23 protein-coding genes are annotated in these 25,085 nt (G+C 74.7%); 16 read left to right on the top strand and 7 right to left on the bottom strand.

Going from position 1 to position 25,085, the window contains the following annotated elements:
* Positions 1-131 precede the first annotated feature (131 nt).
* Both ACFWP3_RS21930 and ACFWP3_RS21925 read right to left on the bottom strand, forming a co-directional pair.
* On the bottom strand, positions 132-365 hold the full coding sequence (locus ACFWP3_RS21930) for a chaplin (protein WP_384223590.1): 234 nt from the start codon (positions 363-365) through the stop codon (positions 132-134).
* A 215-nt stretch (positions 366-580) separates the two neighbouring features.
* A complete protein-coding gene (locus tag ACFWP3_RS21925; protein ID WP_384223588.1) occupies positions 581-991 on the bottom strand; it encodes a rodlin in 411 nt (136 codons plus the stop codon).
* A gap of 296 nt (positions 992-1,287) precedes the next feature.
* Between ACFWP3_RS21925 and ACFWP3_RS21920 the strand changes: the two genes are divergently transcribed.
* The 9 genes from ACFWP3_RS21920 (at position 1,288) to ACFWP3_RS21880 (ending at position 13,259) form a co-directional block, all read left to right on the top strand.
* The gene (locus ACFWP3_RS21920) at positions 1,288-2,397 is read left to right on the top strand and encodes a DUF3344 domain-containing protein (RefSeq protein ID WP_384223586.1); all 1,110 of its coding nucleotides are present in this window, start codon (positions 1,288-1,290) and stop codon (positions 2,395-2,397) included.
* Positions 2,398-2,416: 19 nt separating this feature from the next.
* Positions 2,417-3,604, top strand: a complete 1,188-nt coding sequence (locus ACFWP3_RS21915) for a glycosyltransferase (RefSeq protein ID WP_384223584.1) — start codon at positions 2,417-2,419, stop codon at positions 3,602-3,604.
* On the top strand, positions 3,601-5,127 hold the full coding sequence (locus ACFWP3_RS21910) for an exopolysaccharide biosynthesis polyprenyl glycosylphosphotransferase (RefSeq protein ID WP_384223581.1): 1,527 nt from the start codon (positions 3,601-3,603) through the stop codon (positions 5,125-5,127). The genes ACFWP3_RS21915 and ACFWP3_RS21910 overlap by 4 nt, the downstream gene beginning before the upstream one ends.
* Positions 5,127-6,494 carry an O-antigen ligase family protein gene (locus ACFWP3_RS21905; protein WP_384223579.1) on the top strand — a complete coding sequence of 456 codons (1,368 nt, stop codon included), beginning with the start codon at positions 5,127-5,129 and terminating at the stop codon, positions 6,492-6,494. Before ACFWP3_RS21910 ends, ACFWP3_RS21905 begins: the two co-directional genes overlap by 1 nt.
* A gap of 1,055 nt (positions 6,495-7,549) precedes the next feature.
* Positions 7,550-9,340 carry a murein biosynthesis integral membrane protein MurJ gene (murJ, locus tag ACFWP3_RS21900; RefSeq protein WP_384223604.1) on the top strand — a complete coding sequence of 597 codons (1,791 nt, stop codon included), beginning with the start codon at positions 7,550-7,552 and terminating at the stop codon, positions 9,338-9,340.
* On the top strand, positions 9,330-10,106 hold the full coding sequence (locus ACFWP3_RS21895; RefSeq protein ID WP_384223576.1) for a polysaccharide deacetylase family protein: 777 nt from the start codon (positions 9,330-9,332) through the stop codon (positions 10,104-10,106). Before murJ ends, ACFWP3_RS21895 begins: the two co-directional genes overlap by 11 nt.
* Positions 10,103-11,305 (top strand): glycosyltransferase, encoded by a 1,203-nt coding sequence (locus tag ACFWP3_RS21890; RefSeq protein WP_384223574.1) that lies wholly within the window; start codon positions 10,103-10,105, stop codon positions 11,303-11,305. The genes ACFWP3_RS21895 and ACFWP3_RS21890 overlap by 4 nt, the downstream gene beginning before the upstream one ends.
* A gap of 53 nt (positions 11,306-11,358) precedes the next feature.
* Positions 11,359-12,120 carry a lipopolysaccharide biosynthesis protein gene (locus tag ACFWP3_RS21885; RefSeq protein WP_384223602.1) on the top strand — a complete coding sequence of 254 codons (762 nt, stop codon included), beginning with the start codon at positions 11,359-11,361 and terminating at the stop codon, positions 12,118-12,120.
* On the top strand, positions 12,117-13,259 hold the full coding sequence (locus ACFWP3_RS21880; RefSeq protein WP_384223571.1) for a GNAT family N-acetyltransferase: 1,143 nt from the start codon (positions 12,117-12,119) through the stop codon (positions 13,257-13,259). The genes ACFWP3_RS21885 and ACFWP3_RS21880 overlap by 4 nt, the downstream gene beginning before the upstream one ends.
* Positions 13,260-13,264: 5 nt before the next feature.
* Here the strand turns inward: ACFWP3_RS21880 and ACFWP3_RS21875 are convergent, their stop codons facing one another.
* Both ACFWP3_RS21875 and ACFWP3_RS21870 read right to left on the bottom strand, forming a co-directional pair.
* Positions 13,265-14,959, bottom strand: a complete 1,695-nt coding sequence (locus tag ACFWP3_RS21875; RefSeq protein ID WP_384223568.1) for a glycosyl hydrolase — start codon at positions 14,957-14,959, stop codon at positions 13,265-13,267.
* A 51-nt stretch (positions 14,960-15,010) separates the two neighbouring features.
* Entirely contained in the window at positions 15,011-15,226 is a 216-nt protein-coding gene (locus tag ACFWP3_RS21870; RefSeq protein ID WP_384223565.1) for a hypothetical protein, read from the bottom strand.
* A 27-nt stretch (positions 15,227-15,253) separates the two neighbouring features.
* Here ACFWP3_RS21870 and ACFWP3_RS21865 point away from each other — a divergent pair, with 27 nt between their 5' ends.
* From ACFWP3_RS21865 to ACFWP3_RS21845, 5 genes are all read left to right on the top strand, one after another.
* Complete coding sequence (locus tag ACFWP3_RS21865) at positions 15,254-16,603, top strand: ATP-grasp domain-containing protein (RefSeq protein WP_384223562.1); 1,350 nt, start codon at positions 15,254-15,256, stop codon at positions 16,601-16,603.
* A 31-nt stretch (positions 16,604-16,634) separates the two neighbouring features.
* Positions 16,635-17,909 carry an NAD(P)-binding domain-containing protein gene (locus ACFWP3_RS21860; RefSeq protein ID WP_384223599.1) on the top strand — a complete coding sequence of 425 codons (1,275 nt, stop codon included), beginning with the start codon at positions 16,635-16,637 and terminating at the stop codon, positions 17,907-17,909.
* Between the two features lie 36 nt (positions 17,910-17,945).
* Positions 17,946-18,191, top strand: coding sequence for a hypothetical protein (locus ACFWP3_RS21855; protein WP_384223559.1), 246 nt, complete (start codon positions 17,946-17,948; stop codon positions 18,189-18,191).
* A gap of 14 nt (positions 18,192-18,205) precedes the next feature.
* The gene (locus ACFWP3_RS21850) at positions 18,206-20,293 is read left to right on the top strand and encodes a SpoIIE family protein phosphatase (RefSeq protein ID WP_384223556.1); all 2,088 of its coding nucleotides are present in this window, start codon (positions 18,206-18,208) and stop codon (positions 20,291-20,293) included.
* Positions 20,294-20,364: 71 nt separating this feature from the next.
* Positions 20,365-20,541, top strand: coding sequence for a hypothetical protein (locus ACFWP3_RS21845; RefSeq protein ID WP_384223554.1), 177 nt, complete (start codon positions 20,365-20,367; stop codon positions 20,539-20,541).
* 41 nt (positions 20,542-20,582) lie between these two features.
* On the opposite strand, the gene ACFWP3_RS21840 is transcribed toward ACFWP3_RS21845, so the two are convergent.
* Entirely contained in the window at positions 20,583-21,029 is a 447-nt protein-coding gene (locus ACFWP3_RS21840; protein WP_384223551.1) for a DUF6299 family protein, read from the bottom strand.
* A 165-nt stretch (positions 21,030-21,194) separates the two neighbouring features.
* On the opposite strand from ACFWP3_RS21840, the gene ACFWP3_RS21835 reads away from it, so the two are divergent.
* Complete coding sequence (locus tag ACFWP3_RS21835) at positions 21,195-21,866, top strand: hypothetical protein (RefSeq protein WP_384223548.1); 672 nt, start codon at positions 21,195-21,197, stop codon at positions 21,864-21,866.
* A 57-nt stretch (positions 21,867-21,923) separates the two neighbouring features.
* On the top strand, positions 21,924-22,418 hold the full coding sequence (locus ACFWP3_RS21830) for a DUF5949 family protein (RefSeq protein ID WP_384223545.1): 495 nt from the start codon (positions 21,924-21,926) through the stop codon (positions 22,416-22,418).
* A gap of 203 nt (positions 22,419-22,621) precedes the next feature.
* Here ACFWP3_RS21830 and ACFWP3_RS21825 read toward each other — a convergent pair whose 3' ends face one another.
* Together ACFWP3_RS21825 and ACFWP3_RS21820 are read right to left on the bottom strand one after the other, a co-directional pair.
* The gene (locus tag ACFWP3_RS21825) at positions 22,622-23,869 is read right to left on the bottom strand and encodes a cytochrome P450 (protein WP_384223542.1); all 1,248 of its coding nucleotides are present in this window, start codon (positions 23,867-23,869) and stop codon (positions 22,622-22,624) included.
* 67 nt (positions 23,870-23,936) lie between these two features.
* Complete coding sequence (locus tag ACFWP3_RS21820) at positions 23,937-25,085, bottom strand: low temperature requirement protein A (protein WP_384223539.1); 1,149 nt, start codon at positions 25,083-25,085, stop codon at positions 23,937-23,939.

Genomic DNA, 25,085 nt, shown 5'->3' with positions numbered 1-25,085 from the left:
GGGTTGGGGGCGCTCTGCGCGGCGCGGGGGGGGGCGGGGGGTCTGGTTCGTGGGGGGGGGCTCCCGCCCCCCCGCGCCCCCCCCCCCCCCCCACCCCGAGGAGGTCTGCCCGTGTGGGCCGGGCCGCTGCGTCAGCGGTTGACGCAGGCGTTGCCGAACGCGGGGTTCAGCAGGCCGATCACGCTGACGTTGTTGCCGCAGACGTTGACCGGGATGTTGACGGGCACCTGGACGGCGTTGCCGGACAGGACGCCGGGGGAGTTCGCGGTCCTGCCCGCGGCGCCGGCGTCGGCCAGGGCGGGGGAGGCGGCACCGGCGGCCATCAGGACCCCGGCGGCCAGCACCACTGCCTTCTTGTGCTTCATCTTCTTTTTGATCCTTCCCGCAGAGGTCTATCCGCTGCAGAAATATCAACGAGTGGTCGAAGCAAAAGAAACCGTGTGTTTTCCGTGGTGCTCCGTGAATTTACCCCGATGGTGCGGGGAATTCGATAAGCCGCTGAATGCGCGCCCCCATTCGCGCATTCACGCGGCGAGGCCGCCGCGACCCGAAGGTGCGGCGGCCTCGCTGGGATCCTCGGTCAGCTGCCGGAGGAGACGTTGCCGGAGAGGATCGGGATGTTGTCCAGGATGTGCGAGAGCGGCTCGTCACCCTTGGCCTGGGTGGAGTTCTCGGTGCACTGCTGGTTCATCGGGTTGGACAGGATCGGGATGTCCTGGACGCCGACGTTGACCAGGGCCAGCACGGACTGGACGTTGGCCTTGGCGGGCAGGGCGATGCAGGGCTTGTTGAAGGAGCCCTGGATCAGCGCCATCTGCGGGCTCATGTTGCCGTAGGTGGCCTGGTTGCCGTAGATCTGCGAAGCGCCGTTGCCGTTCACGGTGTTGATGCCGTTGTCGTTCCCGATGGCCATCGCCTGCGGCGCCATGGCGGCACCCATGCCCACGACCGAAGCGGCAACCGCCGCCGTGGCCATCATCTTCTTGATCATTGTCGTCCCTTTTTTGCAGGATTGCCCGGTACTGGAGCATCCGGAACAACGGCCCGGCCCGCCCCGGGGTTGCGTGGCTTCACCCGGATGCCGCCGTTTCGCACGCCGCGGTTGACGCTCAGGCGTTCCCGCCTTTTCGGTTCGAACAATGGTGCAAGCCATAACGACCCGCCCACTTCAAGGGTGCGTGGCATCGCCCAAAAGGCCGTACGAGCGAGTCCGACGTGATTTCCAGCCCGATTTCTGACAAAGTGCACTCCTGTTTTGTCCCCTTGATCGAAAATGGAGACGGGGTCATGGGTTCCTCCCGCAGAATCCTCGGCACACTCGGTCTGCTGTCCTGCCTCACCCTTTCCGTGTTCGTCCCCGCCGCGCAGGCTTCCCCCGCTCCGCAAGCCCCCGCTCCCCGCGAGATGCCCCGACTTCCGTTCACGCAGCGTTATCAGGCCGTGCAGCACGGCGGGCTGGTGCGCGCCTCCAACTCCGGCATCAGCTGCCGCCGGGAGGAGTCCCCGCAGGCCGAGCCGTGCGCCGAGGTCAAGAGGGGCGCGGCGGGGGTCAACGGCGACTTCGAGATGTTCTACAGCGAGGTCGACAAGGACCCGGACACCTACAACTCCACCCGGGCCGAGCTCAAGGTCCCGCAGGGCGCGAAGGTCTCGTACGCCCGTCTCTACTGGGGCGGGAACCTGCGGGTGGGCGAGCAGAAGCCGCCGGAGGACAACGGCCGGGTGCTGGTCGCCGAGCCGGGCGGCGCGTACAAGGAGGTCCTGGCCGACACGGTGATGGGCCACCGCACGGACGCGGGCAGCGACGCCTACCAGGCCTCGGCCGACGTGACCCCGCTGGTGCGAAAGGGCGGCGCCGGGATGTGGACGGTGGCGCAGCTCAACATCGCGATGGGCCATTCCGAGGCGGGTGCCTGGGGCGGCTGGACGCTGGTCGTCGCGTACGAGCACCCGCAGGAGCCGGTGCGCCGGATCTCGGTGTGGGACGGGTTCGAATCGCTCGCCGCGCGCCCGGGGTCCGGTGACGGGGTGGTCGAGGTGGACGGTCTGGACGTGCCGGCCGGGGCCTCCGGGCGGGTCGGGGTGGTCGCGTACGACGGGGACCGGGGCACCTTGGAGGACTCACTCACCGTGACGGCCGACAGTGGCCGCCGGGTGAGCCTCAGCGATCCAGAAAATCCTTTTAATGATGTTATGAATTCCACGATCACGGAATTCGGACAGCAGACGTTCGCGCGACAGCCTGATTATGTGAACAATCTTGGCTATGACGCGGACGTGTTCGACCTGAGTCCCGCCCTGTCCGGTGGTGCCCGCAGTCTGAGTTTCAGGTTCACGGGCGAAAGTCAGGGCCATTTCCTCGGTGTGCTCTTCGTTCAGACAGACGCGCGCCGCTGAACGCAGGAGACCACTCCACGTGCCCACACAGCCATGGGCGGCACAGCCCACGACCGTCCTCCACCTGGCCCAGCCCGTAGACGGCGGTGTCGCACGCGTCGTCACCGACCTCGTGCGCGCCCAGAGCGCCGCGGGCCTGCGCGCCGTCGTCGGCTGCCCGCGCGGCGGAACGCTCGCCGACGCCGCCCGGGAAGCCGGAGCCGAGGTGCTCACCTGGCGGGCCGGGCGCGCCCCCGGACCCGCCCTGCCCGCCGAAGTGCTCGGCGCCCGGCGGCTGCTGCGACGCGTCCGGCCCGACCTGCTGCACGCCCACAGCGCCAAGGCCGGACTCGCCGGGCGGCTCGCCGCCCGCGGCGCCCTCCCCACCGTCTTCCAGCCGCACGCCTGGTCCTTCGACGCCGTCGGCGGGGCCACTGGCGCACTCGCGCTGCGCTGGGAGAGGTACGGGGCCCGGTGGGCCGACCGGGTGCTCTGCGTCAGCGAGGCCGAACGCCGCGCGGGCGAGGCCGAGGGGATCGCCGCCCGCTGGTCCGTCGTCCGCAACGGCGTCGACCTCGACCACTTCCGGCCCGGCGGCCCCGACCCCGACCAGGACAAGGCCCTGGCCCGCGCCGGGCTGCCGCTGCCCGCCGCCTTCCGGGGTGACGGGCCGCTCGCCGTCTGCGTCGGACGGCTCTGCCCGCAGAAGGGCCAGGACATCCTGCTGCGGGCCTGGCCCGAGCTGCTCGGCACCGTCCCCGGAGCCCGCCTCGCCCTCGTCGGCGACGGCCCCGACACCGAACGGCTGCGCCGCACCGCCCCCTCCGGAGTGCTCTTCGCAGGCGCCGCCCCGGACATCCGACCGTGGCTTCGGGCCGCCGATCTCGTTGTACTGCCGTCGCGGTGGGAAGGCATGGCGCTCGCCCCGCTCGAAGCCATGGCCTGCGGCCGCCCGGTCCTGGTCTCCGACGTCAGCGGTGCCCGGGAGAGCCTGCCGCCCGGCCAGGGACGGCTCTGCCTGGTACCGCCGGAGGACCCGACGGCGCTGGCCAAGGCCCTGGGACGGCTGCTGGCCGAACCGCGGCTGCTCGCCGAACTCGGAGAGCAGGCCCGGCAGCACGCCCGGACCGACTTCGACGTGCGGCGGACCACGGACGCGGTCACCGGCCTGTACCACGAACTGCTGGGCAGGCCCCGGCCCTTGAACCAGGAGCGCATCAGCCGATGACGATGGACAGCGCACCCGCCCGGCACACCGGGCAGGGCGGCACGGGGCCCGCCGGCAGTGCCGGCATCACTGCCGTACGCCGTGCCGCGACCGCCATCCACCCGCCGCGCGGGCCCAGGGCCGGCCAGGCCCGGCCCGCCGTACGCCCGCAGCGGGTCCGCCGCCGCGACGGCGTACTCCCGCTGCTCACCGCCGACGCGCTGGCCGCCGTACTGACCGCGGCGGCGCTGTCCGCGACCGCCCTGCCCGCGGCCGCCCTGCCGGCCCTGGCGGGCGCGCCGCTCGCCGTCCTGCTCGCCGGGCTGCACGCGCAGGCCGGGCTCTACCGGCCGCGGCTCGCGCCCTCCGCGCTCCTCGAACTGCCCACGCTGGCCGGCCGGTCCGCCGTCCTGTGGTGCGGCGCGGCCACCGTCGTCGCCGCGGTCGAGCCCGGCCGGGCGCTGGGCTGGAGCGCGCTGCTCACGGCCGTCTGCCTGCAGGTCGTCCTGGCGTGCGCGGGACGCGGGTTCGTCAACCAGCTCCGCCGCCGCACCCGCGTGCGACGGCCCGCCTCCGCCCTCGTCGTCGGACCCGGCGGCGGAGCGGCCGCGGTGGCCGCGGCCCTGCACGGCCGGCCCGAGTACGGTCTGCGCCCGGTCGGGCTCGCCGACACCGGGACCGCCGCCGAGGCCGACACCGGCACGCTGCCGGTGCTCGCCACCCACGAGGACATCCGGCGCGCGGTCATCCAGAACTCCGTGCGCCACGCCGTGTTCACCCGCCCGCCCGAGGCCGACGAGCGCACCGCCTCCCTGGTCCGCCTCTTCCACGACCACGGCTGCCGGCTCTGGCTCGCCGACCCGGCCGGTACCGCCAAGGTCACGGGGATGCGGGTGGTGCACCCCGCCGACCAGCTGTGGGGATACGCCGTCCAGCCCCTGCTGCCCCGCCCCGCGCGGCCGCTGGAGCGCTGGGTCAAGCGCGGCCTCGACGCCGTCCTCGCGCTCGTCGCGCTGGTGGCCGCCGCGCCCGTGATGGCCGCCTGCGCGCTCGCCGTACGGCTGTGCGACGGGCCGGGGGTGATCTTCCGGCAGGAGCGGGTCGGCCTGTACGGGCGCCCGTTCACCCTGCTGAAGTTCCGTACGCTGCGCGCCGACGAGCACGAGTCCGCCACCCGCTGGACGGTCGCGGGCGACCGGCGGATGAGCCCGGTCGGCTCCTTCCTGCGCAAGTCCTCGCTGGACGAGCTGCCGCAGCTGTGGAACGTCGTGCGGGGGGACATGAGCCTGGTCGGACCGCGCCCCGAGCGGCCCTTCTTCGTCGCCAAGTTCTCCACCGTCCACCCCGGTTACGAGGCCCGGCACCGGATGCCCGTCGGCATCACCGGCCTGGCCCAGATCAACGGCCTGCGCGGGGACACCTCCATCGAGGACCGGGCCCGGTTCGACAACCACTACATCGACACCTGGTCGCTGTGGCAGGACCTGTGGATCCTGGCCCGCACCGCGGCCTCCTTCTTCCGCTTCCGGCTGGGGGGCAGCTGATGAGCCTGGCGGTATCCCTGAACGGAGTCCGGCCCGACGTGCCGGGGCTGCTGCGGCGGCACTGGCCGCTGCTGCCGCTCGCCGCGACCGTGCTGTTCCTGCTGGCCCCGCTCCCGGCGGGCGACGCGACGGCCTCGGGGAAGGTCGGCCCGGCCGACGCGGCCTCGCTGCTGCTGGTCCTCGTCTGCGCCGTGCAGGCGCTGCGCGGGCGGGCGCGGCGGCTGACCCCGCTGGGCGTGCTCGTGCTCGGGATGCCGGCGGTGGGGCTCGCGGTCGCGACGATGACCGCCGGTGACCCGTACGCGGCCCTGCCGGGCTTCGTGCGCTACCTCCAGGTCTTCGTGCTCGTGCCGGCGGCGGTGGTGCTGCTGGTGCGCGACGCCGGGGAGTTCCGGATCGCCGCCGGGTGCTTCGTGGTCCTGGCGCTGGTGCAGGGGGCGGTGGGGGTCGTGCAGTACGCGACCCACACCGGGGCCTCCTACCAGGGCGAGGACATCCGGGCCGTGGGCACCTTCGGACCCGGTGACGTCATGGGCATGGCCACGGTGGTGGCGTACGGGCTGGTCGTGGCGACCGCCGTCGCGCTCGCGCCGGGGCTGCCGCGGCGGGCCCGGCGGATCGCCGGGGGCTGCGCGCTGGTCCTGGTGCTGCCGCTGGTGCTGTCCTTCAGCCGGGGCGCGTGGATCGCCACGCTGGGCGCGGCGGTGCTGGTGATGCTGCTGGCCGGGATCCGGCGGGCGCTGAAGGTGCTGCTCGCGCTGGGCGCCGCCGGGGTGGTCCTGGTGGGCGGGCTCGGAGTCGGCTCGGAGATGGTCGCGGAGCGGCTGACCTCCATCACGCAGGTCTCCAGCGCCCCCGACCAGTCGGTGACCGACCGCTACACGATGTGGGCCGCCGCGGAGTCGATGTGGCGGGAGCGGCCGGCGGTGGGGGTGGGGCTGAAGGGCTTCCCCGCGAACCGGGACGGGCACGCCTCGCTGGGCCTCTCCTCCGGCAGCGACACCGCCGGCGCGGGCCAGGGCTACATCCGCCAGCCGCTGCTCTCCCCGCACAACATGTACCTGCTCATCCTGAGCGAGCAGGGGCTGATCGGGCTGGTCGCCCTGGCGGGCGGCTGGGCGGCGCTGCTGGTGGCGGGCGCGCGGCGGCTCGCCGACGCCGGTGCCCGGCGGATCCGGGACTGCGGGCTGATCGCGACCGGGCTGTTCGTATGGCAGCTGACCGACTTCCTGTACGCGGACATCGGCGGCCCGTCCACCGTCCTGACCGGGGTGATCATCGGCCTGGCCGCCTGGTGGGCCCTGCCCTCCCCGGGCGGGCCGGCGTGGTCCGCCGGCCCGGCCCCCGAGGGTTCGAGCGGCCGGTGACCGACACGACGCCCTGGCGGCCCGCCTCCGACCCTCCGGCCGGGGCGGGCCCCGCCCATGTCCCGGCCCCGGCCCCCGGCACCCCGCCGGCCCCCGCGGAGCCCGACGCCGCCGCGGACCGTGCCCGCGGCCCGGTGCTGCCCGCCCGCCCGCCGGCCCCGCCGGACCCGGCCTCCGCCCCGGACCCGGCCCCGGCCCCACTCCGGGACCCCGCCCGCGCCCCGCTCGACCCCGCCCCGGAAGCCGCCGCGCCGGCCCCGTTCCGGGGCCCGGTGTTGCCCGGCCGTCCGCCGGCCCCGGCCGACCCCGGCCCGGTCCCGGGGCCGCCGCGCGGCCACGGCGCCACCGCGGGCGGTCCGGTGCCGGACGGTGCCGCGCCCGGATCCGCGGCCTCGCCGGGTCCGCTCAGGGGCCCCGCGCTGCCCGGCCGCCCTCCGGCCCAGGCCGGCCCCGGCTCGGTCCCGGGGCCGCCGCGCGGCCGCGCCGCCACCCCGGGCGGTCCGGTGCCGGATGGTGCTGCGCCCGGATCCGAGGCCTCGCCGGGTCCGCTCAGGGGACCCGCGCTGCCCGGCCGCCCTCCGGCCCCGGCCGACCCCGGCTCGGTGCCGGTGCCGCCGCGCGGCCGCGCCGCCACCCCGGGCGGTCCGGTGCCGGACGCCGCCGCGCCGGGCCCGGTCCGGGGCCCGGTGTTGCCCGGACGACCCCCGGCCCCGGCCGACCCCGGCCCGGTCCCGGGGCCGCCGCGTGGCCGTGCCGCCGCCCCGGGCGGTTCGGTGCCGGACGGTGCCGCGGCCGGATCCGCGGCCTCGCCGGGTCCGCTCAGGGGACCCGTGCTGCCCGGCCGTCCGCCGGCCCCGGCCCCGGGGCCGCTGGGCGGCTCCGCCCGCGGACCGGGCGGGCCCGGGCCGGACGCGGTGCGGGGGCCGGTGCTGTCCGGGGGGCCGGGTGCCGTGCCGGGCGGTGGTTCTTCGGACGAGGAGGCCGTGCTGCCGGCCAGGGATCCCGGGTTCGTCGCCGGGGCGGTGCCCGGGGCCGCCGGGCACCGGCGGGTGCGGGTGGCCGCGTACGCCACCGGCGGCCCGCCGCGCGGGTCCGGTGCCGGCCGGGCGCCCGCCGGCCCCGCCGGGCCCGCGGCCCCGGGCGGGAGCGGTGGTGCGGCGCGCGGCTCCGGCGACGGCCGCGCCGCGGCCCGGTCCGCCGTGTCCGCCGTGCCCGCCGCCCCCGGCGGGAGCGGGCCGCCGCTCGGGCGGTTCCTGGCCAAGGCGGCGGCCGTCACCGCCGGGCTGACCGCCGCCGGGGCCGTGTTCGGGCTGGTGCGGGACCAGACCATCGCGCACCTCTTCGGCGCCGGGCACGACAGCGACGCCTTCCTCATCGCCTGGACCGTGCCCGAGATGGCCTCGACGCTGCTCATCGAGGACGCCATGGCGCTGCTGATGGTGCCCGCCTTCAGCCATGCCCTGGCCCGGCGGTCGGCCAGCCGGGCCGGGCTCACCCGGATGGAGGCCCGCGCCCAGGACCCCGTACGGCTGCTCGTCGGGGCGACGCTGCCGCGGCTCGTCGTGTTCCTGGCCGCCGTGGCCTCCGTGCTCATCGTGGCCGCGCCGCTCGTCGTCGCCGTCCTCGCCCCCGGCCTGCCCGATCCGGAACTCGCCGTCGAGTGCACCCGGCTGACGGCGCTGACCGTCCTCTCCTTCGGCATCGCCGGGTACTTCAGCGCGGCGCTGCGGGCCCACCGCTCCTTCGTACCGCCCGCCGCGATCTACGTCTCGTACAACGTCGGCATCATCGGCACCATGCTCGCGCTGCACGCCCTGTGGGGGGTGCGCGCCGCCGCCGCCGGGGTCGCCGCCGGCGGGCTGCTGATGGTCCTCGTCCAACTGCCCGCCTTCATCCGGAACGTGGGCTTCGGCCCGCCCCGGGCCAAGGGCGCCCCCCGCAGCCTGCGCGACCGCGACCGCCCCACCCTCATCGCGTTCGGGGTCATCGCGCCCGTCATCTTCTTCGCCGTGTTCCGGCAGTCGCAGGTGCTCGTCGAGCGGTTCCTGGCCGCGTCCCTGCCGTCCGGGGCGATCTCGCACCTCAACTACGCGCAGAAGGTCGCGCAGATGCCGATGGTGCTCTCCCTGATGATCTGCACCGTCACCTTCCCCGTCGTCGCCCAGGCGATGGCCGGCGGGGAGCGGGAGAAGGCCCGGCGGCGCGTCGAGCAGGATCTGGCACTGGCCTGCCTCGCCGTGCTGATGGGCACCGCGCTCGTCATCGGCTACGCGCCGCAGATCATCCAGGTCCTCTTCGAACGCGGCGCCTTCACCCACCAGGACACCCTCGCCACCGCCTCCGTCATGCGGGTCTACGGACTCGGACTGCTCGGCCACTGCCTCGTCGGGGCACTGTCCCGGCCCTTCTTCTCGACCGCCCGGCCCACCTGGTTCCCGGCGCTCGCGATGGGCGCCGGACTGCTCGTCAACATCGTGGCCGGAGCCCTCGCCGTCGGCTGGTGGGGCATCTACGGCATCGCCGCCGCCAACGCGGCCGGCATCACCACCACCGCCGTCCTGCTGCTCACCGGCCTCGGCTCGCGCATCGTGCCCATCCAGCGCCGCCGGGTCGCCGTCAGCATCGGGCGGCTCGCCGTGTCCGCGGCGGCCGCCTGCGCCACGGGCTGGATCGCCGGGCCCATGATCCCCGACCCGCTGCTCAGCGCCGCTCTCGGCTGCCTGCTGGTCCCGGCGATGTTCGGAGCCACCGGCACCGCCATACGCGCCCTCGAAGTCACCGCCCTGCCCGGTCAGATCGACCGGTTCACCTCCCAGTTCACGCAGAGGTTCCGCAATGTCCGCTGACACCGACACGGCGCCCACCGCCGTGGTGGGCCCCGCCCGACGGACCGCATCGCCGTGGGTCCTGATGTACCACTCGGTCGCCGAGTTCACCGACCCCGCCGAGGACCCGTACGGGATCACCGTCACCCCTCGCGCCCTGGAGGCCCAGCTGCTGTGGCTGCGCTCCCGCGGGCTGCGCGGGGTGTCGGTCGGCGAGCTGCTCAGGGCCCGCGCGGCCGGTCGCGCGGCCGGGCTGGTCGGGCTGACCTTCGACGACGGCTACACCGACTTCCTGACCCACGCGCTCCCGCTGCTGCGCCGCCACGACTGCACCGCCACCCTCTTCGTCCTGCCCGGGCGGCTCGGCGTGGACAACGTGTGGGACCCGCTCGGGCCGCGCAAGTCCCTGCTCACCGCCGAGGGCATCCGCGAAGTCGCCGCGGCCGGACAGGAGATCGGCTCGCACGGGCTGCTCCACCAGGACCTCACCGCGGCCACCGACGACGTGCTGCGGCAGGAGCTACAGGGCAGCCGCGACCTGCTGCGCGAGCTGACCGGAACCCTGCCCGAGGGGTTCTGCTACCCGTACGGGCACCTCGACGCCCGGGTCGTCGCCGCCACCCGGGCCGCCGGCTACGGCTACGCCTGCGCCATCGACCCCGGCCGGCTCGCGGGCCCGCACGCCCTGCCCCGTACGCACATCAGCCAGGCCGACGGGGGCGCGCGGCTGCGCGTCAAGCAGGTGCGCCACCAGGTCCGCGAGCTGCGGCGGGTGGTCCTGCCGTGAAGGCCCTGCACATCATCACCGGGCTCGGGGTCGGCGGCGCCGAGCAGCAGCTGCGGCTGCTGTTGCGGCACATGCCGATGCGCTGCGACGTCCTGACGCTGACCAACCCCGGGGCGGTCGCCGAGGGGCTGCGCTCCGACGGGGTGCGGGTCGTGCACCTGGGAATGCGGGGCAACCGGGATCTGGGGGCGCTGCCGCGGCTGGTGAAGTTCATCCGGCGCGGCCGCTACGACCTCGTGCACACCCACCTGTACCGGGCCTGCGTGTACGGGCGCCTCGCGGCCCGGCTCGCCGGCACCGCGGCGACCGTGGCCACCGAACACTCCCTCGGCGAGGCCGAGATCGAGGGGCGGCCGCTGTCGGGCGGGGTGCGCGCCCTGTACCTGGCCAGCGAGCGGCTGGGAGCCGCCACGGTCGCCGTCTCGGACACCGTGGCCGCCCGGCTGGAGGGGTGGGGGGTGCCGGCCGCGCGGGTGCACGTCGTACCGAACGGGATCGAGTCCGTCCGCTTCCGCTTCGAGGACGGCGTCCGGCGCTCCACCCGGGCCCGGACCGGGCTGCCGGAGCGGGCCTTCGTGGTCGGCGGGGTCGGCCGGCTGGTGCCCGGCAAGCGGTTCGACGTCCTGGTGCGGGCCGTGGCCGCGCTGCCGGGGGCGCACCTGCTGCTCGCCGGGGACGGGCCCGAGCGCGCGGCGCTGCGGCGGCTCGCCGCGGAGCTGGGCGCGCAGAGCCGGATCCACCTGCTGGGCGAGCGGGACCCGCTGGGCGACAGCGCGGACGGTCGCACTCCGGGGATCCCGGCGCTGCTGGCCGCCATGGACGTCTTCGTCTCGCCGTCGCGGGAGGAGGCCTTCGGGCTGGCCGTGGTCGAGGCGCTGGCCGCCGGGCTGCCGGTGCTGCACGTCACCTGCCCGGCCATCGACGACCTGCCCGCCGCGCAGGCCCCCGGCGCCCGGCGCATCGGCACGGGCACGGACGAGCTGATCGCGGCCCTGCGCGGCCACATGGAGGCGGGGGCCCGCCGGCTTCCGCCGCCGCCGGTGGTCCGCCGCTACGACATCACCCGCAGCGCGCGGCAGCTGCTCGACGTGTACGACCTGGCCCTGGCGGGGGCCGCCTCCCGGGGCTCCGCCCCGGACCCCGCTCACACACCGGCGGTGCCGGTGCCGGGTCCTGCCCGAACCCCGGGGCCGGAATGACCGGTCCGACATCCCCGAAGGAACCGCACACCGTTCAGGAAGCGAGCATGCTCATGGCCGACAGCGCCGATCAGAAGAAGTCCGGGAGCACGTCCGAGAAGAAGGCCGACCACCGGTCCGAGAAGAAGCGGCCGCGGAGGCGGTTGCTGCCGCCCCCCGCATGGTGGCCGCTGCCCGCGTGCGCCCTGCTGGGGCTGGCCGCGGGCGGGGCGTACGGGGTGCTCAAGGCGCCCGAGTACGCCGCCACCAGCTACGTCGTCGCCGTGCCCGACGACACCACCGAGCCCGCCACCGCCCTCGGCTTCGCCCAGGCCTACGCCCGCATCGCCACCAGCAGCTCCACGCTCGCCTACGCGCAGCCGCGCGCGGGCATCGCCGCCCGGCAGCTGCGGACCCAGGTGCGGGCCGAGACCTCGCCCGAGTCCCCGATGATCGCGATCACCGGTACCTCCAAGAGCCCCGCCGAGGCCGCCGACATCGCCAACGCCGTCGCCGACGCCCTGTCCCTGAGCAGCAATCAGGCCGCGAAGAACACCGGCGTGCAGCTGCTGCTGTTCAACCAGGCCGTGGCCCCCACCGACCCCGCCTCCCCGTCCGCCGCCATCAGCGGAGCCGTCGGGATGTGCGCCGGCGGGCTGCTCGGCGGGCTGTGGCTGCTGGCCCGGCCGGCCCGGCGCAGGGACCGGGAGCAGGTGCGGGAGCAGGCGGAACCGAGGGTGCGGGCGGCGGAGCAGCAGCCGGTCGTCGAGGAGTACCCCTCGCTCCCCGCGCAGGGTGAACACGCCGAGACCAAGGAGAAGGAGTCCGTGCGATGAGTACGGGCCCCGCCGCGGCCCTGTCGGTGACGCTGTGCCGCGACTCCCGGCAGTTCGCCGCGCTGGAGGAGCCGTGGAACCGGCTCGTCCGCGCCTGTCCCACCGCGACCCCCTTCCAGAGCCACGCCTGGCTGCACTCGTGGTGGCTGTCGTACGGGAAGGACGGCCGGCTCCGGATCGTGCTCGTGCGGCGCGGCGAGGAGCTGGTCGGCGCGGCCGCGCTGATGCTCGTACACCGGCCGCTGCCGCTGCTGGTGCCGCTCGGCGGCCCCATCACCGACTACTTCGACGTGCTCGTCTCCGCCGAGCACACCGACCAGGTGGTCCCGGCGCTGGCCCGCGGGCTGCACCGGGCCGCCCGGGGCGCGGTCGTCGACCTGCGCGAGGTCCGTCCCGGGGCCGCGGCCGAGGCGCTGTTCAAGTACTGGCCCGGGGTCGGCGCCCGGCTCGCCGACTCCACCTGCATGGAGCTGCCCGCGCTGCCCTTCGACGAGCTGGTCAAGCGGATGCCGGCCTCCGGCGCCCAGCGGGTGCGGGCCAAGCTCCGCAAGACCGACGCGGCCGGGATCGAGGAGCACGAGGTCGGCGAGCACGAGGTGCCGCGTGCCGTACGGACCCTGCTGCGGCTCCACGAGAAGCAGTGGCGGGGCCGCGGGGTGACCCCCGAGCACCTCAGGCCCCGCTTCGCCGAGCACCTGACCCGGGCCACCCGGCGGATGGTGCGGGCGGGGGAGGGGCGGCTGACGGAGTTCCGGCTGGACGGCAAGGTGGTGGCGGCCAACGTCACGCTGCTGTCGGCCGGGCTCAGCGGCGGCTACCTGTACGGCGCCGATCCCGACCTGCGCGCGCGCAAGGTGGACGTGGCGACGCTGCTGCTGCGCCACGAGGCCGGGCGGGCGCTCGCCGAGGGCCGTCCGGTGGTGAGCTTCCTGCGCGGCAACGAGCCGTACAAGAACCACTGGCGGCCCGAGACCGTGGTCAACCAGCGGTTCCTGCTGGCGACCAGCGCGCTCGCGCCCCTGCTGCGGCTGCACGAGTCGCAGGTGACGGGGCGCGAGCGGGCGGTGGACGCGCTGCGGGAGGCGCTGCCGGCCGCCAGGGACTGGCGGGCGCGGCTCAACGAACTGCGGGTGCGATGACCCGTCTAGAAGGGCCAGAAGCCGGAGTCCTCGCCCAGGTCGACCTTGACGCAGACCGACTGCTTGCCGACCAGCTTGGAGAGCCACTCGCCGAAGCTGAGCGGGACGCACCACTCCTTGGAGTTGAGCGGCGGCTTCACCGGCTCCGGCAGCGGCTGCGGCTGGGGCCGGGAGGGGACGGGCTCGGGCGACGGCACGGGCGTCGGCGTCGGCGTCGGCGTCGGCCCGGACACCTCGGGGGTCGGGACCGCCGGGCTCGGGGTCACCGGGAGCGGGACCTCGGGCGTGGGGACCAGCGGGCTCGGGGTCACCGGGGTGGGGACCACGGGGGTCGGGGTCACGGGGGCCGGGGCCACGGGCGTGGGCCGGGGCACCTCGGGCGTCGGCGTCTGGGAGGGGGCCGGGACCTGCGGGCTCGGGGCCTCGGAGGGCGTGGGTACCTCGGGAGTCGGCACGGCCGGCGTCGGGACCTGCGGGGTCGGGACTTGAGGAGTCGGGATCTGCGGGGTCGGGATCTGCGGGGTCGGGATCTGCGGAGTCGGGACCTGAGGAGTCGGGATCTGCGGGGTCGGGACCTGAGGCGTGGGGACCTGAGGTGTGGGGATCTGCGGGGTCGGGGCGGTCGGCGTGGGTACGACCGGCGTAGGCACGACGGGCGTCGGGACCACCGGGGTCGGGACCACCGGCGTCGGCACCACCGGGGTGGGGACGACCGGGTCGGGACCGTCCGCGCTCAGTGCCTCGCGGAAGACCTTCGTGGACTCCGGGTTCTCCTTGCACTGCCACACGCCGTGCGGGCAGTAGTCGGTGATGGTGTGGTAGAGCGGCTTGTGCAGCTCGATCCACTTCAGCATGCGCCGCACGTACTCCGGGTTGTCCCCGCGCCGGAACAGCCCCCACTCCGGGTACGAGATCGCCTTGCCGTGTGCTTCCGCGAAGTCGACGTGCTGCTGGAGCCCGTACGGCTGGGAGATCTGCTCGTCGAAGTTCCGGCCGGGACCCTGGTCGTACGAGTCCATCCCGATGATGTCGACGACGTCGTCGCCGGGGTAGCACTCGGTCCAGCCGATCGCGTCCTTGCCCCGGTTCGGCGCGAAGTCGAACCGGAACTCCTGTCCGGGCACGGCGCGCATCGCGGTGACGATGCGCTTCCAGTACACCTTCCAGTTCTCCGGGTCCGGCGCGCACCGGTGGGTGTAGGTGATGCCGTTCATCTCCCAGCCGAGCACGATCACCGTGTCCGGCACGCCCAGCGCCACCAGCCGTTCGGCGAGCCGCTGGAAGTGCCGGTCGAACTCGCCCTCCGCGCCCGCCCTGATCAGGCGGGCCACCTGGCGGTCGGGCACTCGGCCCTCGTTGCGCTCCTGCATGGGGACGTTGAGGACGAACAGCCGGTCGTCCTGGGCGCGGCGCCACCGCGCCCAGTCCTCCAGGAAGCCGACGTTGCCCTCGATGCCCGCCCACCGGTCGCCGGGCAGGTAGGTGTGCCCGACGCGGATCTCCTTGCCGCCGAGCCAGTTCGACAGGCCCGGGATCCGCGCCACTCCGGGCGGCCCGAAGTCGAGATAGGCGCCCATGGCGACGTCCGAGCCCGGGTACCGGTCCTCATCGGGTTCCGCGAGCGCGGCTCCGGTGGCGAGCAGTCCGGCCGTGACCGTACCGATGCAGGTGCTCGCCAGTCGGCGGCGTGGTCTGGGCATGGCGTCTCCCGAGCTTTCCTGAATCGGTGTGCTTACCAAAGACGTTAGGCATCAGATCTGACGAATGGCCTGTTCGGTGCTCTTGCCGTAGGCCATTCGCAGGTGCGCACCCTCTCCGCTTGGTCCGACTAGGTGAAAGACACCGCTGCCATGCACGCGTATCTCAACCATGTGCCCGCCGTTCTGCTCAGACTCGACCGGAATCCGTTCCACCACGGAACCCTCGGCGCCGTCAGATCCCTTGGCCGCAAGGGCGTGGAGGTCCATGCCGTCGTCGAGGCCGGGGGAGGTCCCATGGGGCGTTCGCGCTATGTGCGCGCCGTGCATCCCGGGCCGGCCGGCGGGCTGGACCCGGAGGCGCCGGAGACCCTGCTCGAGTGCCTGACCGGGGTGTCGGAGCGGATCGGCAGGCCGGCGGTGCTGATCGCCATGGACGATCTGAGCGCGATCACGGTGTCCCGGATCGGGCCGATGCTGACGGACCGTTTCCGGATCCCCCATCAGCCCGACAACCTGCCCGCCCGGGTGGCCGACAAGGCCGAGCTGGCGCGGCTCTGCGCCCGCTGGGACGTGCCGCACCCGGAGACGGTCGTCCCGGCGAGCGGCGGCGAGGCGGCGGAGGCCGCCTGGCGGCTCGGCCTGCCGGTGGTCGCCAAGTGGAGCCGGCCCTGGCTGCTGCCGGCCGGGGCCGACGGGCTGCGCAGCACGATGCTGGTGCACACCGTCGCCGAGGCGCGGCGGCTGTACGAGCGCTCCGCCGAGGCCGGGAGCCGGCTGCTGCTCCAGCGGTTCCTGCCGGCCGGGCCGGACACCGACTGGTTCTTCCACGGGGCCTTCGCCCGCGGCGGGCGTCCGCTGCTGGCGGGGTCGGGCCGCAAGGAGCTGTCGTGGCCGGTGCGGACGGGGCTGACGGCGGTGGGCCGCTGGCTGCCGGACCCCGCGGTGGAGGAGGCGGGGCTGCGGCTCGCCGAACGCCTCGGCTACCAGGGGATCCTGGACCTGGACTTCCGCCGGGACGAGCGGGGCACCTTCCGGCTGGTGGACTTCAACCCGCGCCCGGGCGCCCAGTTCCGGCTGTTCACGGACACGGCCGGGCTGGACGTCGTACAGGCGATGTACCTGGATCTGACGGGTCAGCGGGTCCCGGAGCCCGTGGGCGGGCCGGGCCGGGTGTTCGTCGCCGAGAACTACGCGCTGCTGGCGGCTGTGCGCGGCCGCTCCCTGCCGCGCCGCCGCGCGTCGGGCGCGTCGGCGGGCGCGTCGGCGGGCGCCGGGGAGCCGGCGTCCGGATCGGCGTCGGGTCCGGCGCGGGCCGTCGCGGTCCGGCGGCCCGGCCCGGACCGGGCGCCGGCGGGACGGCCCGGGCGGCCGGCGGTGGGCCGGGAGCGGGGGCGGGTGGAGGCGGCCTGGTTCGCCGGCGACGACCTGATGCCCTTCCTGGCCATGCTCTGCGCCTTCCTCGGGCGCGGGTTCGGCAAGGGCGCGCGCGTCCTGCGGGGTGTGCCCGCCCAGGGCCGGCGCACCGCCCTCGCGGCGGTCCGGGCGCCCCGCCAGCGGGGGCGGGACCAGCCCGGCCCGGCCCCGCTCTCCCGGTCCGCGCCGCCGGAGGCGCCGGCGTCGCCGGACGAGCTGGTGACCCGTTGAGTACGACAGTGGAAGGACGGCCGTGACCCGGATGGACGATCTCGTGGTGGTCGGCGCGGGCCCGTACGGGCTGTCGGTCGCCGCGCACGCGGCGGGTGCGGGGCTCGACGTACGGATCCTGGGGCGGCCGATGGCGTCCTGGCGCGACCACATGCCCGACGGCATGTACCTGAAGTCGGAGCCCTGGTCCTCCAACCTGTCCGCGCCCGACGGGCGGCACACGCTGGCCGAGTACTGCGCCACCCGCGGACTGGCCGCGGAACACGGCACTCCGCTGCCGATCGGCACGTTCAGCGAGTACGGGATGTGGTTCGCCCGCCAGGCCGTGCCGGAGGTGGAGGAGGTGACCGTCACGGAAGTGACCCCGCAGGGCGACGGCTTCCGCGTCCACACCGCCGAAGGGCCGCCGCTCCTCACCCGTACGGTCGCCCTCGCGGTCGGCGTGATGCCCTTCGCCCACCACCCGCAGACGCTGCGGGACCTGCCGCCCGGCCACTACTCGCACAGCAGCGGACACCGGGACCTGACCCGCTTCGCCGGTCTCGAGGTCGCCGTGCTCGGGGCCGGGCAGGCGGCCCTGGAGACCGCCGCCCTGCTGGCCGAGCAGGGCGCCCGGCCCTGCCTGGTCGCCCGCCGCGCCCGGCTGAACTGGAACGCGGTGCCGCAGCCGCTGAACCGCCCCGCGCTGCGCGCCCTGCGCGATCCGCACAGCGGGCTCGGCACCGGCTGGCGCAGCTGGGCGTGGTCGGAGCTGCCCTGGGCGGTGCGGCGGCTGCCCGCCGCCACCCGGGAGCGGATCGCGGCGACCGCGCTCGGCCCGGCCGGCGCCTGGTGGCTGCGGGACCGCTTCGAGCGGCGGGTGCCCGCGCTGCTCGGGCACCGGCTGCACCGGGCGGTCGCGGTGGGCGAGCGCACCCGGCTCGGGCTGACCACCAGGTCCGGCGAGTCCGTGGTCCTGGACACCGCGCACGTCATCGCGGCCACCGGGTTCAGCCCGGACCTGGCCCGGCTGGAGCTGCTCGACGCTGGGCTGCGGGCCGCGCTGGAGACCGTGGGCGGCAGCGGGAGCCCGGAGCTGAGCCCGGGCTTCGAGTCCTCGTGGCCCGGGCTGTTCTTCGCGGGGCTGCTGACGGCTCCCTCATTCGGCCCTTCCATGCGATTCGTGCACGGCGCGGGCTTCACGGCGGGGAGACTGGTGAGGGGAGTCCGCAAACGGCTCGGCGCACGGGGCCCGCTGCCGGGCTCCGCCGGCGAGGCCCGGTGTCCCCGGGCCGCCGCCGGGCATCCCAAGACGTATCTGCGGTGAGATCCGCAGTGAGACCCGCGGTGAGAGGGGTCCGCGATGAGCGCGGAGCGAGCACAGGGCCGTGGCTGGGTACGGATTCCCGGCAGCCGTGCCGAACAGCCCGCCACGGCCCGGGCCACCGGGTACGACCGTGGCCCGTACGCGACGGCGTCCCACCCCGTCCAGCCCCCGATCTACCTCTCCCTCGTCAAGCGCTGGCGGGAGGCCGGGCGCACCCTTCCGGGGCATCCTGACGAGGAGTGGGAGCGGCTGATCTCCCAGCCGTGCTGGCCCGGCCGTTAGGTGGTGTGTGTCTCGTGGCAGCGGCGGAGCGCGACCGTCCCGAGCAGGTCCGGCCGTCTCCCCGGACCGGGCCGGGGGAACGGCTGGCGCTGAACGGCATGGGAAGTTTCGAGTGGGACCTGGACGCCGGATCGCTGGCCCTGGACGAGGCCGGGATGGACGTCTTCGACCTGGAGCCCGAGCGGTTCGACGGCACCCCGGAAGGGGTCGGGCTGCGGATCCCGCCCGGGGACGGCGCCCGGCTGGCCGAGACCGTGGCAGGTGTCCTGGAGAGCGGCGCGGACACGTACGGGGCCTACTTCACGGTGCAGCGGCGCGACGGCCGGGACCAGTGGACGCACACCCAGGGCCGGGTGCTGCGGGACGGCGACGGGCAGCCGCGGCGGATCGTGGGGATCGTCCGCGACGCGACGGCCGAGCTGGCCCAGGCCACGATGCTGCGCAGGCTGGAGACGGCCCGGGCCCAGCAGACCACGATCGTCCAGCGGACCACGGAGGCCCTGTCGCGGGCGGTGACGGTCGACGACGTCACGGCCGCGCTGACCGGGGCGGGCGCCCTGGAGCGGCTCGGCGCGGACGGGCTGGCCCTGGGGCTGGTCGAGGGCGGCACGATGAAGATCATCGCGCTGAGCGGGGAGTCGCTGGAGATCCTCAGCGAGCGGCGGTTCACCCGGCTGGACGGCTCGCTGCCGCTGTCGCAGGCCGTGCTCAGCAGGCAGGCACGTTTCGCCACCTCGCTCAGAGCGCTCGGTGAGGAATTCCCGCTGCTCAGCGACTACCTGAGCCGGATCCGGTTCGACGCGGCCGCCTATCTGCCGCTGATCGCGCAGGCCCAGGCCATCGGCGGGCTCGTCCTCTTCTACCGGCGGCGCACCGAGTTCAGCCCCGAGGAGCGCAACCTCTGCCTGGGCCTCGCGGGCATCGTGGCCCAGTCCCTCCAGCGGGCGCTCCTCTTCGACCAGGAGCGGGAGTTCGCGACGGGACTTCAGGCCGCCATGCTGCCGCGGCGGATCCCGGACATCACCGGCGGGGAGATCGCGGTCCGCTACCACGCCGCCTGGAGCGGGCGGGAGGTCGGCGGGGACTGGTACGACGTGATCGCGCTGCCCCGCGACCGGGTCGGCATCGTGGTGGGCGACGTACAGGGCCACGACACGCACGCGGCGGCCATCATGGGTCAGCTGCGGATCGCGCTGCGGGCGTACGCGGGCGAGGGGCATCCGCCGTCCACCGTGCTGGCCCGGGCCTCGCGCTTCCTCGCGGAACTGGACACCGAGCGCTTCGCGACCTGCATGTACGCCCAAGTGGACCTGGAGACGGGCGGCGTACGGGCCGTGCGCGCGGGGCACCTCGGCCCGCTGATCCGGCACACGGACGGCCGGACGGGCTGGCCCAACGTGCGCGGCGGGCTGCCGCTCGGCCTGGCCACCCTCTTCGAGCAGGAGGAGTTCCCCGAGACCCGCCTCGACCTGGTCCCCGGGGAGACGCTCGTGCTGTGCACGGACGGCCTGGTGGAGGAGCCGGGCACCACCATCACCCACGGGATGGAGGCCCTGGCCCACGCGGTCCGCAGCGGCCCGCAGGAGGCCGGGGCCCTCGCCGACCACCTCTCCGACCGGCTCTGGGAGCGCTGGGGCTCCGGGGACGACGTGGCCCTGCTGGTGCTGCGCCGGGAACCCGACCCGGGCACCCACCGGGCCCCGCGCATTCACCAGTACATCCACCAGGCCGACCCGGAAGGGCTCTCGGAGGCCCGCTACGCCCTGCGCCAGGCGCTGCGCGACTGGGGCATGCCGGACCTCGCCGACGACGTGGAACTGGCCGCCGGGGAACTGCTGGTCAACGCCCTGCTGCACACCGACGGCGGAGCGGTGCTGACGATGGAGGTGCTGCCCGAGCCGGTCCGGCGGATCCGGCTGTGGGTCAAGGACCGCTCCAGCGTGTGGCCGCGCCGGCGCACCCCGGGCGAGGCGGCCACCACGGGCCGGGGGCTGCTGCTGGTGGACGCGCTGGCCACGCACTGGGGAGTGGAGTCCCGCGGCGACGGCAAGGCCGTGTGGTGCGAGTTCGACGCCGCGGGCGGCCCCCGGAGCGCGGGGTGACCAGGCGGTCACCCCGAGTTGTGGGAGTCCCGGAGCGGGGCGATGATGCGCGGTATGGAACGGATCGTGCTGTGCGCAGGCTGAGCAGGGGCGCCGTGGCGGGCATCCTGGCCGTGCTCCTGCTGGGCGGAGTCATGGCGGGGCTGCCGACGGTCGTGGACTGGACGACGGGGCGGCCGCACGCGGACCCCGGGTGCCAGTCGGTGGCGTTCATGTCGATGACGGACGTCGCGCCCGAGTGCCGGTAGCGGCGGCTACCGGCCGGGCGCCTCGGGCCGGAGCGGCCGTCTCAGTGGTCGGCGACGAGTTCGATGTCCTTGCCGTCCTCCGCGACCGTGTCGATGGAGCGCGGCATCAGGCCCGAGAAGTGGATCTCGTTGAGCCGCGCCTCGGCGCGCGCCGGGCCGGCGTGGACGCCCGGGGTGAACTTGAGCGAGCCGGTGGCCTGCCACTCGTGCTCCCGTCCGTCGCAGGTCGCCTCGCCGCCGCCGAAGGCGAGCCGCGTGCCGTCCTGGACGACGGCGGCCGCGATCTGGAGCTTCGCCCCCACGGGTGACGGGCTGGTGCAGTGGTACGTCCCGGAAAGGGTGACCGTACCGTCCTCGGAGATATGACCGTACGGCTGTACGGAAATTCCCTGGTCGAAAGAAGTCGCTTCGGCGGGGGCTGTGAATACTGCCGTGGCGGCCAGTGCGGACAGTGCCGCGAGGGCCATGCGGCTTCCGTGAATAGCCATGATTCCTCCGGTGGGTGCGGGTGGCGGGATTCCGCCGGAACGAATTGTGCTGGCAGTCGGGGGCAACTCGTCGTACACGCCTGCCGGGCGTGCTCGTGTCGGTGTGTGCAATTCCCTGCTCGGGCGCGTGAGACTGACCGAAATACGTCCCCGAAGGGATCCCGCATGCGCCAGTCCGCCGCTCCCGCTCCCGCACCCGCTCCCGCTTCCGCACCCGCTTCCGTCCGCGCCCACGGCCGCTTCCGCCCGCCCTCCCGCCTTCCGCGGTGGGCCGCCGCCGCCCTCCTCTCGCTGCTGGCGTTCGGCGCCACGGCCTGCCAGGGCGCACCCGAGGGGGCCGCCCTGGCCCCCGCCGCGGCTCCCGCCGTCGTGGTGGACGACGGGGCGCCGGGCGCCGAGGGCTCGGCCGGGCGGACCGGGGTGAAGGATGCCCGTGTGGGTGAGGCCGTACGGGTGCACGGCCGGCAGGTCGGACGGCACCTGGAGGCGCTGCTGAGCGCGTACGTGGACCCGGCGGTCAGCGTCGAGAAGAATTTCGCCCCGGCGGCCGGCAAGCGCTGGGTGGCCGCCTCGATGTCGTTCGTCAACGTGGGCGGGGCCTCGTACGGGGCGCTCGGACGCATGTGGGCGCACGACAGCGCGGGACAGCGCCACCCGGTGGTGCCCACCGGTGAACTGACCACCGGCAAACCCCTCGTCTTCGATTCCCTCGCGGTCGGTGAGCGGGCCGAGGGATGGGTCGTGTTCGAAATCCCGGAAAACGCGCGCATTGAGCGGCTCCAGTACCAGGACGCGAACATCCAGGCGAATTCCGGAGGGGGATTCTGGGCGGTCTAGCCCGCCCGGGTGAAAGGCCGTGAAAGGGTCGGGCGGCAGACCACTAGGGTGCGGCGCATGACTTCTACTCAAGCCGAAATCGACCGGTCCCAGCTCGGCACCCTTTCGGTGCTCGCCTGGATCGGCGACCCCTCCGAGGCGCACGACATCCCGTACCTCCTCGCCTACACCCTCGGGGACGGCCCGGGCGGCCGGGAGGCCGGCGAGGCGGCGGCCCGCGGGCTGCTGGAGGAGATCGGCCTGCCCATCGGCGACGTCGTCATGGACGGCACCCGCAACCCGGCCGCCTTCCCCGTGCAGATCCTGCTGGAGGGCAACCAGATCGCGCTCACCCTGCCGGGGATGAACGCGCAGTGCACCGCCCCCGACGAGTGGGTCGCCGCGGCGAACGAGAGCGGGCAGGCGTACTTCCTGTTCGCCACCCGCGCCTGGCCCGAGGCCGTACCCGGCCGGCCGGTCGACGCGCCGACCCTCCAGGCGTTCGCGGGCGACGAGGCCGTGCTCACCGGCAGCGCGCACTGCGTGCTGACCGTGCGGCGCCTGCAGAAGTAGCCGCGCGCCGCCGCGCACCGGACCGCGGTGCACTGCCGCGCAGCGGGCCGCCGCGCACCGGACCGCCGCGCACCGGGCCGCGGCGCACCGGGCCGCCGTGCACCGGGCCGCCGCGCACCGGGCCGCGCCGCCGCCAGGTTCTCCGGCCGCCGGGCTCCCAGCCTGCCCGGTGGCCGGTTCCGGTTCCGTTCCCGGCCCCGGTCTCAGGGGCGTTCGAAGGCGAACCTGAGCGAGCGGACCCGGTTGTCGAAGTTCGACCCGGCCAGATCCGGCAGGCCCACCGCGCGCAGGCCGACGGGCCGGGTGAGCAGTTCGCGGAACAGCTCCTTCATCTCCACCCGGGCCAGGTGCGCGCCCAGGCAGAAGTGCGGCCCGCCGCCGCCGAACCCCAGGTGCGGATTGGGCGAGCGGGTGATGTCGAAGGCGTCGGGGTCCGGGAAGACCGACTCGTCGCGGTTGGCGGAGGCGTAGTACAGGACCACCTTGTCGCCCGGCCGGAAGTCGTGGCCGCCCAGGGTGTGTTCGGCGACCACGGTCCGGCGGAACTGGATGATCGGCGTCGAGTGGCGCACCATCTCGTCCACCGCGCCGTCCGCGTACTTCTCGAAGTCCGAGAGCAGCAGGTCGCGCTGGCCGGGATTGTCGGTCAGCAGGGTCAGCCCGTGCGTGATCGCGTTGCGGGTGGTCTCCACCCCGGCGACCATCAGGAGCGAGAAGAAGGCGCCGAGCTGGCGGGCGCCGAGGGCCTGGCCGTCGACGTTCGCGCACACCAGCGCCGAGATCAGGTCGTCGGTGGGGTTCTTGCGCCGCTCCCGGCCGATGCCGGCCACCATCCGCTGCATCCGGGCCAGCGCGCGCAGGCCGCGCCCGGGCATCCGCAGCCGGGCCGCCAGCCCCCGCTCCACGCCGATGTTCTCGGAGGCGTGGTTGACGCGGTCGGCGATCTCGGCGCGGTAGTGCTCCGGGATGCCCATCATGTTGCAGATGACCTCCAGGGGCAGCCGGGAGGCCACCGCCGAGACGAACTCCTCGGGCTCCTCGGCCAGTACGTCGTCCACGATGCGGGTCGCCACCGCGTGGATGTCCGCCTCGGCGGCGGCCAGCAGGCGCGGCGTGAAGGCCCGTTGCACGATCTTGCGGAGCTGGGCGTGGTCCGGGCCGTCCAGATTGACCATGGAGTCCCCGAACAGGGCGCGGACCCAGCGGGCGGGCTCGGGGGTGGTCACGCCGGGCGCGCTGGCGAAGACCTTGGGGAGGCGGCTGGCCTCCTGCACGTGGGCGTGGCGGACGAGGGCCCAGTGCCCGCTGCCCTCGGGGACGAACACGGGCGATTCCCGGGCCCGCAGGCGGGCGAAGGCCGCGAGGCGGTGGGCGGGGGGCTGCTGCCAGAAGCCGGGCTCGGCCAGTTCCCTGCCGGGGTCCTGGCCGGGGCGTTGTGCGGGGAGTGTCATGGCCTGGAAACGGCGGAGCGGGCGCGGGAGTGACGGCCCGGGCTGAGCCCGGCAGCGGCGCCGCAGGTCACCGGGGCGTCCGGGTCGACAGGGTCATGCCGACGGCCACGGTGGCGGTAGCGACGAGCCCCGCCCAGAGCACCGCGTACGGGCCCGTCCACGTGCAGGCCAGCACGGCGAGCGCCGACACCGGGAGCACCAGCTGCTGGGCGAGGCCGCGCTTGAAGTGCCGGGAGTGCAGGAGCCACACCATCAGCAGGAACACGGCGGTCGGGACGGTCACGGCCGCGTTCGCCGCGACCTGGGAGATGTGCGCCTTGTGGACCGCGTGCTCCACCGAGACCTCGATGCCCGCCCCGATCGCCGCACCGGAGGCGAAGATCAGCAGGTGGCCGTAACCCCACGGGATGGCCTCGCGGTTGGATGTCAGGTGCTCGTGCATCGGCACCGCAAAGTAGATCCACCACGCGGCGAAGACGATCAGCAGCCCGCCGCCCGCGATCGGCAGCAGCAGGTCCAGCGCCTCGTTCTCGTCGAGGGCCGACTTCACCGCCACCGTGCTCGCGGCGATCGTCTCGCCCAGCACGATGATGGTGAACAGGCCGTACCGCTCCACGATGTGGTGCGCGTGCCACGGCGTCTGGTGACCGTGCTCGGCGATCACCGGGACCAGCAGTTCCATGGCGGCCACGACCAGGAACAGCCAGCGCTTCCAGTCGTCCGGGGCGAACAGCAGCGCCACCCAGGCGGCCTGGCAGATCACCAGCCCCGCCGCGTACTTCAGCGCCGACGCGCGGGCGGCCCCGGTCTCCCCGGCGGCCGCCCGCAGCCACTGCGCGGTGAGCGCCACCCGCATGATCAGGTAGCCGATGACGGCCACCGTCCAGTCGTTCTCGTCGAAGGCGCGGCTGACGCCCGCCGCGTAGACGAGCACGCCCGCGATCTGGACGAGGGTCGCGATCCGGTACGGCACGTCGTCGACGTCGTAGGCGGAGGCGAACCACGTGAAGTTCATCCACGCCCACCACACGCCGAAGAAGACGAAGAAGTAGCCGATCACGCCCGCGCCGGGATGGCCCTCGGCCAGCGCGTGCACCAGCCGGGCACCGGCCTGGGCGATCGCGACGACGAAGCAGAGGTCGAAGAACAGCTCCAGCGGGGTCGCCGCGCGGTGGTGCTCGTCGCGGCTGCGCGCGGTCATGGGGGTGTACGCCAT

The sequence above is a fragment of the Streptomyces sp. NPDC058525 genome (assembly GCF_042719495.1).
Lineage (GTDB): Bacteria > Actinomycetota > Actinomycetes > Streptomycetales > Streptomycetaceae > Streptomyces.
This window is presented reverse-complemented; position numbering and strand designations above follow the sequence as displayed.

Coding starts and splice junctions, on each gene's coding strand:
- ACFWP3_RS21875 (WP_384223568.1), bottom strand. CDS start 14,959: ATGCCCAGACCACGCCGCCGACTGGCGAGCACCTGCATCGGTACGGTC.
- ACFWP3_RS21855 (WP_384223559.1), top strand. CDS start 17,946: ATGAGCGCGGAGCGAGCACAGGGCCGTGGCTGGGTACGGATTCCCGGC.
- ACFWP3_RS21920 (WP_384223586.1), top strand. CDS start 1,288: ATGGGTTCCTCCCGCAGAATCCTCGGCACACTCGGTCTGCTGTCCTGC.
- ACFWP3_RS21825 (WP_384223542.1), bottom strand. CDS start 23,869: ATGACACTCCCCGCACAACGCCCCGGCCAGGACCCCGGCAGGGAACTG.
- ACFWP3_RS21830 (WP_384223545.1), top strand. CDS start 21,924: ATGACTTCTACTCAAGCCGAAATCGACCGGTCCCAGCTCGGCACCCTT.
- ACFWP3_RS21885 (WP_384223602.1), top strand. CDS start 11,359: ATGGCCGACAGCGCCGATCAGAAGAAGTCCGGGAGCACGTCCGAGAAG.
- ACFWP3_RS21895 (WP_384223576.1), top strand. CDS start 9,330: ATGTCCGCTGACACCGACACGGCGCCCACCGCCGTGGTGGGCCCCGCC.
- ACFWP3_RS21930 (WP_384223590.1), bottom strand. CDS start 365: ATGAAGCACAAGAAGGCAGTGGTGCTGGCCGCCGGGGTCCTGATGGCC.
- ACFWP3_RS21870 (WP_384223565.1), bottom strand. CDS start 15,226: ATGGACCTCCACGCCCTTGCGGCCAAGGGATCTGACGGCGCCGAGGGT.
- ACFWP3_RS21910 (WP_384223581.1), top strand. CDS start 3,601: ATGACGATGGACAGCGCACCCGCCCGGCACACCGGGCAGGGCGGCACG.
- ACFWP3_RS21860 (WP_384223599.1), top strand. CDS start 16,635: ATGGACGATCTCGTGGTGGTCGGCGCGGGCCCGTACGGGCTGTCGGTC.
- ACFWP3_RS21865 (WP_384223562.1), top strand. CDS start 15,254: ATGGGGCGTTCGCGCTATGTGCGCGCCGTGCATCCCGGGCCGGCCGGC.
- ACFWP3_RS21835 (WP_384223548.1), top strand. CDS start 21,195: ATGCGCCAGTCCGCCGCTCCCGCTCCCGCACCCGCTCCCGCTTCCGCA.
- ACFWP3_RS21905 (WP_384223579.1), top strand. CDS start 5,127: ATGAGCCTGGCGGTATCCCTGAACGGAGTCCGGCCCGACGTGCCGGGG.
- ACFWP3_RS21880 (WP_384223571.1), top strand. CDS start 12,117: ATGAGTACGGGCCCCGCCGCGGCCCTGTCGGTGACGCTGTGCCGCGAC.
- ACFWP3_RS21820 (WP_384223539.1), bottom strand. CDS start 25,085: ATGGCGTACACCCCCATGACCGCGCGCAGCCGCGACGAGCACCACCGC.
- ACFWP3_RS21840 (WP_384223551.1), bottom strand. CDS start 21,029: ATGGCTATTCACGGAAGCCGCATGGCCCTCGCGGCACTGTCCGCACTG.
- ACFWP3_RS21925 (WP_384223588.1), bottom strand. CDS start 991: ATGATCAAGAAGATGATGGCCACGGCGGCGGTTGCCGCTTCGGTCGTG.